The sequence below is a fragment of the Mesorhizobium sp. M7A.F.Ca.AU.001.01.1.1 genome (genome assembly GCF_004022735.1).
In the GTDB taxonomy this organism is placed as follows: Bacteria; Pseudomonadota; Alphaproteobacteria; order Rhizobiales; family Rhizobiaceae; genus Mesorhizobium; species Mesorhizobium ciceri.
Genome location: NZ_RZPF01000355.1, coordinates 1 through 6,462, shown reverse-complemented (window position 1 = coordinate 6,462; position 6,462 = coordinate 1). Strand labels below are relative to the sequence as shown.

Below are 6,462 nucleotides of genomic sequence, written 5' to 3'. Positions count from 1 at the left end.
GTCCATCGCAGTCATCGCCAGGAATTCCTGCTCCATAGCTGCGATTACGGCATCGCTCGGCCCCTTCGGCTCAGGCATCGGTGGTGGCGGTGGCGCGGCGTTCGGATCGGTCGGCAGCGGTTTTCCCCCAAGTTTGACCAGGAGGTTGCCTAGGCGCTGCCGAGCATTGTACACGGTCTCGGCCTCGCCGCGGTCAAGCATGCCCGCTTCGCGATACTCCCACAGGGCCGTGAGCGTCCGCACTACCTCGGTACTGGGCGCTATTTCGAGAAAGGCGCGGAAGTGCTTCCCCTTGGACGTTCCATGTATTGCGTAGCGGTCGTGGTAGATGTCGATCTTAAGATCACGATTGAAGAACGCTGCGAACCGGTCGTTGCTGAAGTCCAGCACGTAGCCCCCGTACATCCCAAAGATGTTGTCAATCAACGCCATGTCAGTGGTTGTTAGTTGCGCCATCGATTCGCCCAGTCACTTTTGCTGCAGGCTAATTTGGCGAGCTGTAGGCTCGCATGCAATTCCGTAAAAAGAGTGGCCAGCGCTTTGGGAGTCAGCGACGCCGCGCGCAATCCGCGCAACATGTCCGTTGTCGGCACCGGCACTTGATAATAGAGCCTGACTATGAACCCTTTCATCGTTTTTAAGGCGAAAAATAATCAAGCGTTGCGCATGGTCCAACACACGATACTGAACATCGCGCAGACCTCAACCTAGTGAGTGCCAACACAGATGCTTCATAACTGTCCCCCGCCAATACCGCTCCTCAACCGTTGGCTGCGCGGAGCTGCGCGGGTGAATGGCAATTACGGACATCTGCTGTTCGAGCAGGCGGCGCCGATCGATGATGATGTCGTCGCTGAACTGCGGCCCTATTTCGAATCCGCGCACTTCGACGCGCGTGACGTGTTTCACAGTGCCGCCCGAATAGACCTGCATCCCGATGCCGACGGCCCAGGTGGCAATGCGCAGTATCCAAATTGTTTGCCCGCCACCGCCAAGAAAGGGCTGTTCGGCGAGGTGATGGCCGGGCTCATGACCCAGGCCTACCAGTTCATCGGCGGCCACCAATGGTCGATCCCGATCTTCTTGTTCCGCTACCATGCGGAGGTCGAGGCCTATATCTTCGATCTGGCGCGGGATCCGGCGCGCGTCCGGGAAATCTCCGGCCGTCATGGCAACGACTTCATCGCGCTCGGGATCGATCCGGCCACGGGCCAAGTGGTGCGGTTCATAGCCGGCGAGGCCAAATGGCGCGCTTCGCTTACGCCAAGCGTGATGGACGAGATGATGCTCGGCAGTTGGACCGGCCCGGCGGACGCTCGTGTTCGTGCCAATGATGGCGTCTGGAATGAGCTGAACCGCGGTCTGACGGCGCCGCAGGGCCTGGAGCAGATGCACCGCCTGCTGTGCGAGAAGGCGCGCGAGCAGTATGCTGAGGCGATCGTGTCGCTTGATCGCGCTCTGCTGATAGGCGCTACCCCTCTTCCGCGAACCGATCTGGTATTTGTGGCGGGGAACAAGGCCGCTAGACGGAATCCCGGCGATACCTATTTGCCGGGCGTCGCACCGCCAGTGGAATACACCGCAGGACGGCCACTCCAAGTGATCGAGCTGGTTGTCGAGGGGGGCGTCGACCTCATCGAGCGGCTCTATCGCTCGCTTTGGGTCAATCCCTGATGGCGCGGCTCGACGAGCAACGGCGCGCCCTCGCAATGAACATTCGCTCCGATCGCGGCGCCGAGAATGAGCTGACGCCCGCGCAGGCACGTCTGTTCGTCCGAAGCCTGCAAACCTCGTGGCTGGTGCCGCCGATCGCGTGGGGGCCGCGAGAATCGCATGAGCAGTTCGATGATGCGCGGCGACTTCTGCATGGCGCCGGGATCTTCCGTGAGATTGATGGTGAGGACTCGCCGGAATCGCTTAGCTGCTATCGTCGCGCGGCCGAGCTGCTCGAATGGCTCGCGCGATCCTCCGATCCGGTGACACGCGATGTGCCAGTCGGCCTGCTTGCCGCCGGCGCGTACCAGCTGGCCGGGCTGCCGGCGATGGCGACCAGCCTGCTACGCCAGGGTCGCTACGGTGGTGGCGTCGCCGAGATCTTCGCAGCCTTCCTTGGCGCAGATTTCGAGCGTCTGCTCGCGCGTACTGCGGCCTTTTGGGCTGACAACGCGGCGCTCACTGGCCGCGACGGCTCGGGCCCATTGCTGGCCGCTGAAGATGAGGCGGATACCGAGACTGACGATCCCGCCGAAGACGGTCCTCAGGCCGCCTTCGCGGGGGGCGATCCACACGTCGGCGAGGCGCCACGCACCGAGAGCAAGATCGGGTGGTATGTGGTGGTCGAGCTGGTGCGGGCCGTCGGTCTCATTGGCGACAGCCTGCGCCGTGGCAATGAGGACAGGCTCACACAGGCAATCACCAAATTATCTGGCCTCAGCGCACTGGCGACCCGTCTCTCGAGCGATGAACTATGGATCCTGATCAACCTTATCGAGGCAACAGCAGGGCGCTTTGCGGCCAACAGCCTCCATCGCCGCGTAGCGCGGCTCGCCGAGCGGGCGCCCGAGCTACAGCCTCGCATGTGGCGGTTCGCTCGTGAACAGTTCGCCCGGGGTCGGGGCGTCTTGTGGACGTCGCAGGTCCAGGGTCTGGAGCGCCTGATTGCGAGCGACAGCTTCGCGCTTTGTACGCCGACCGGATCGGGAAAAACGCTCGTCGCGAATATGGCGATCGTGAAGGAGCTACTTCTCGTCGATGCCCAGCCGGGACAAGCGCCGCTGGCGCTGTATCTTGTCCCATCGCGGGCCCTGGCGAGCGAGGTGGAAGCAAAGCTGACGGCTGAGCTGGGGAACGACCTAATCGTGACTGGCCTCTATGGCGGGGCGGATTGGGGTATTACAGACTATTGGTTGACCGCTGATCGTCCCGTCGTGTTGATCGCGACCGTCGAGAAGGCAGAAGCGCTGATGCGCTATGTGGGCCATCTGCTTGTCCAGCGGCTGCGTCTCCTCATCATCGACGAGGCGCATCAGGTTGTCAGCGAGGTCGACGCCAGTGCGCAGGAAGCGCTTGCGTCTCACAGCAGTCGCGCGATGCGACTTGAGTCGATGGTCTCGCGTTTGCTGGCGATCAAGCCCGACATGGCGCGGATCGCGTTGACGGCGGTGGCGGGCGGCGCAGCGCTCCCTGTCGCCCAATGGATAGAAGGCCGCCTAGACGCGACGCCAGTTGGGCTCAGCTATCGCAGCAGCCGACAGCTGATAGGCGGGCTAAGAGTGGACACCCGACGTGCACCGGAAGCCGTGCTCGATATTATGAACGGGCAGATGCTTTACGTTCGCGGGCGTGATGCTCCAGTCTATCTGCCACTGCGCATCCCTTTGATGCCGCTCCCCGCACCGATCATCCGGAACAGCCTGCCGCACTACAATCAGCTCTATGTGCTGTGGACTGCGCTGCATCTGCTCGAAGGCAACCGGCGGGTGTTGATATCCGTGGCCCAGTCACCCGAACGGCTCATGAAGCGCTACGCCGAGGCTTTCGATCTACCGGGCTGGCAGAATGTGCCGCAGTTCGTGCCCCCGGCTGATCCGGATGGACAAGCGCGTTTCCAGGAAACCCGCGCAGCCTGCATCGACTATTGCGGTGCGGGGTCGTTTGAGGTGCGGCTGATCGACCACGGCATCGCGACAAGCCATGGCCAGATGCCACAACGCCTGCGGCGGCTGATGACGGATCTCATCGACCGTAGAATCTGTCCGGTCACACTTGCGACGGCAACACTCACGGAAGGGGTGAACCTGCCGTTCGACATCATATTCCTGACCAGCCTCGAGAGAAGGAGCTTCGATGCGCAGGCGCAACAAGCGATTGTCGTGCCGATGTCGACTGCGGAGTTCCGTAACCTAGCAGGTCGAGCCGGGCGGCCGGGGGCGGCTGAATCAATCGAGGGCATGACGCTGGTAGCCGTGCCCGAGGCGCCTTCAACCACGGCGCCGAGCCACCGCAACGAGCAGCTGAATCAAATACAGACGGCGGCACAGGACTATAATAACCTGCTTGGTCGGCTACAGGCTGAGGATACAGCCGGTGTCGTCCACAGTCCGCTGGTCGTACTGTTGCGTTCGATCTGGGTGAAGGCTGCGGCGCAGTTCGGGCTGCAGAACCTCGATCAGTTCCTCGCCTGGCTGGAAGTGACGCTGCCCGAAGCGGCCGGCGCCAACCTAGGTGTGGTGTCGCGAACGACGGCTGACCAGCTTGGCGACAGCCTCGATGAGCTCGATGGGTTTCTTCTCGCCGCCAGCGAGGAGCTGACGCGAATTGAGCTGGTGGGCATCGATGGTGCGAGAACCGAAGCCTTCCTGCGCGACCTCTGGCAACGCACATTCGCCCGGGTCGCCGCAGCCGAGGAGGCGTGGCTGGAGGCCAGTTTCATCAAGCGCGGGCGGGCATTTGTCGAGCGGCTCTACCCTGATCCCCAGCAACGGCGCCGGCTCTACCAGTATGGCTTCACGCCCTACATCGGACGTCGTTTCGAGCTGGTCGCGCCGCAGCTGATCTCGGAGCTACAAGCGGCTGCTGAGTATGGGACATGGACGGCTGAGCAGCGCTTCGCTTTGCTAGTCCGGCTGGGTGAACGGGTGCGCGCCGAGCCCGGGATCGGCTTTCGGGTCCGCGACACGGTCGGCGACCAGCTGGTTCTGGCCAACTGGCGCGGCGTCCTTGGATGGTGGATGCAATTGCCAGGCGCGGTTGCGCCGGACGCCGAGCGCCTCCGGGCGTGGCAGCGGTTCGTGGCTGAGAATGTTGAATTCAAGCTTGGGGTCGCGGTCGGCGCGGCGGTGGCGCAGGCCTGGGGTGACAAGGCCGGTACGCTGGAAACGCCGACCCTCGAGACCTGGCGCGCGACCAGCGGCCTGCCTTGGATCGGTTTCTGGTTTCGCGAGCTGCTGCGTTGGGGAACGCTCGATCCATTCGTCGCCTTCGCACTTGCGCAAGGGCTGGCGCGAACGCGTCAAGAAGCCGTTGCCCGGCGTCCCGAGTTCGAAGCGTGGCTTGTAGGGGAGGGGCTCTATCTCAACGCCGAGACGCTGATAGATCCGCAATGCTTCCTGGCGTGGCAAAGGTCGCTTGCGGCACAGAGAGATGCCGTCGAGATAGTGCGGGGAAGTGCGGCTCAGCTTACGCATGTGGATGGGCGACGAGAATCCTATGACGTTCGTCCAATTGTCGGAGCCGATGGGATCGAATGGATAGACGCGGCAGGATACTCCGTTGCCCAATCCCCTTATTCTGCGGCATTGCTGACCGCCCGTCCCGATGGGCACGATTTCATGGTCGTAACCCGGCCTGCCGTCGAAGTTACCCGTACATACTAGCGCAAGATGAAGGAGAGCCTGTCGAAGTCAGCGTCCAAGGCCTGAGAGCCCAGGAGAACGTCCGCTTGCAGAAATTAGGCAGATGGAGGCAAACGGCCGACGTTGGGCGCAAAGCAGTCATGCTGGCTTCACGTCGGAGGGTTTGCTGAGGCTCAGAACCGGACAGGTGAAAGGTTACTTTGTCCCATATACCCCTTGGGTCGATGAATGCCCCGTTGACGTTAAGAATAGCCGAGTCAGTCGCTCCCTTCTCGTACGGTTTCTACCGCCAGCGACCCGGCCGGGAGGGCCTTCAAGAGCTCGCCCTCCGGTTTCGTGAGGTGTATCCATGCCGCCCAGTCCTCCGGGCGCAGCACCACAATCTGGCGATTGTGGATGGGCGCTACATCCGGCCCGGGTTCTGTCGTCAGCATGGCGAATGTCGGTGGATTGTTGCCTTCGCCATCGCGCCACAGGCCGGCGATCGCCATGAAGGGAGCGCCATTGAGCGTGAAGCGATGCTTCGCCTTTGGAGACTTCTTCCCGGTGAATTCGAAAAAAGCTGATGCCGGAATAAGGCAGCGCTTGCTGTTGGAGAAACTCCGTCCGTCAGAGCGGAAGTTGAAGACCGGCCCGCCTTTTGGCCCGGAGGGCGGAAAGGCAAAGGTCATGCGCGTGAGTTCGATCGTGTCGCCGGCGGCGCACATGATCGGGGCGGGGTCACTGATGCGGATGTCATCCGCCTGCAGCAGATCCAGTTCAGTTTGATGGGTGGGAATGTCGAGCGCCAGCGATTGCATCATCCGGCAATATTCTGCCCAGGCGATATGCTGCTCGTAATCATTGCACATAGCTGCCCCACGCGTTCCGTCGGTTGCGAGGTTATGCCAAATAGCGCGGCTTAGCGGCCGCGCCAGCGTCCATCGCCTGTACTCATCGAATTGCCGATTCCGGGCCCGGCATCGATCCTGTGATTGAAGGGCGACGATGGAATTCATCCACGGCTAAGCGCTGCCGTCTGTGTCGCTCTCCTCGTCGACCGCACATACCGGCAGATACGCGTTCGTCTCCAGCCACTCGCGCAACACAATCTGTATGACGTCCGATC

The 6,462-nt window shown here is 62.2% G+C and carries 3 protein-coding genes and 1 pseudogene; 2 read left to right on the top strand and 2 right to left on the bottom strand.

Annotated elements, in window-relative coordinates; all coding sequences use genetic code 11:
- Positions 1-456 (bottom strand): annotated as a pseudogene (locus EN884_RS20890) (hypothetical protein); the annotation flags it as partial.
- Positions 457-789: 333 nt separating this feature from the next.
- On the opposite strand from EN884_RS20890, the gene EN884_RS20885 reads away from it, so the two are divergent.
- Positions 790-1,674, top strand: a complete 885-nt coding sequence (locus tag EN884_RS20885; protein WP_245441364.1) for an aminotransferase — start codon at positions 790-792, stop codon at positions 1,672-1,674.
- Positions 1,674-5,375, top strand: coding sequence for a DEAD/DEAH box helicase (locus EN884_RS20880; RefSeq protein ID WP_063170756.1), 3,702 nt, complete (start codon positions 1,674-1,676; stop codon positions 5,373-5,375). The genes EN884_RS20885 and EN884_RS20880 overlap by 1 nt, the downstream gene beginning before the upstream one ends.
- Positions 5,376-5,611: 236 nt before the next feature.
- On the opposite strand, the gene EN884_RS20875 is transcribed toward EN884_RS20880, so the two are convergent.
- Positions 5,612-6,205: an SOS response-associated peptidase family protein gene (locus EN884_RS20875; protein WP_063170755.1), complete on the bottom strand. Its 594-nt coding sequence runs from the start codon at positions 6,203-6,205 to the stop codon at positions 5,612-5,614.
- Between the last annotated feature and the right edge of the window lie 257 nt (positions 6,206-6,462).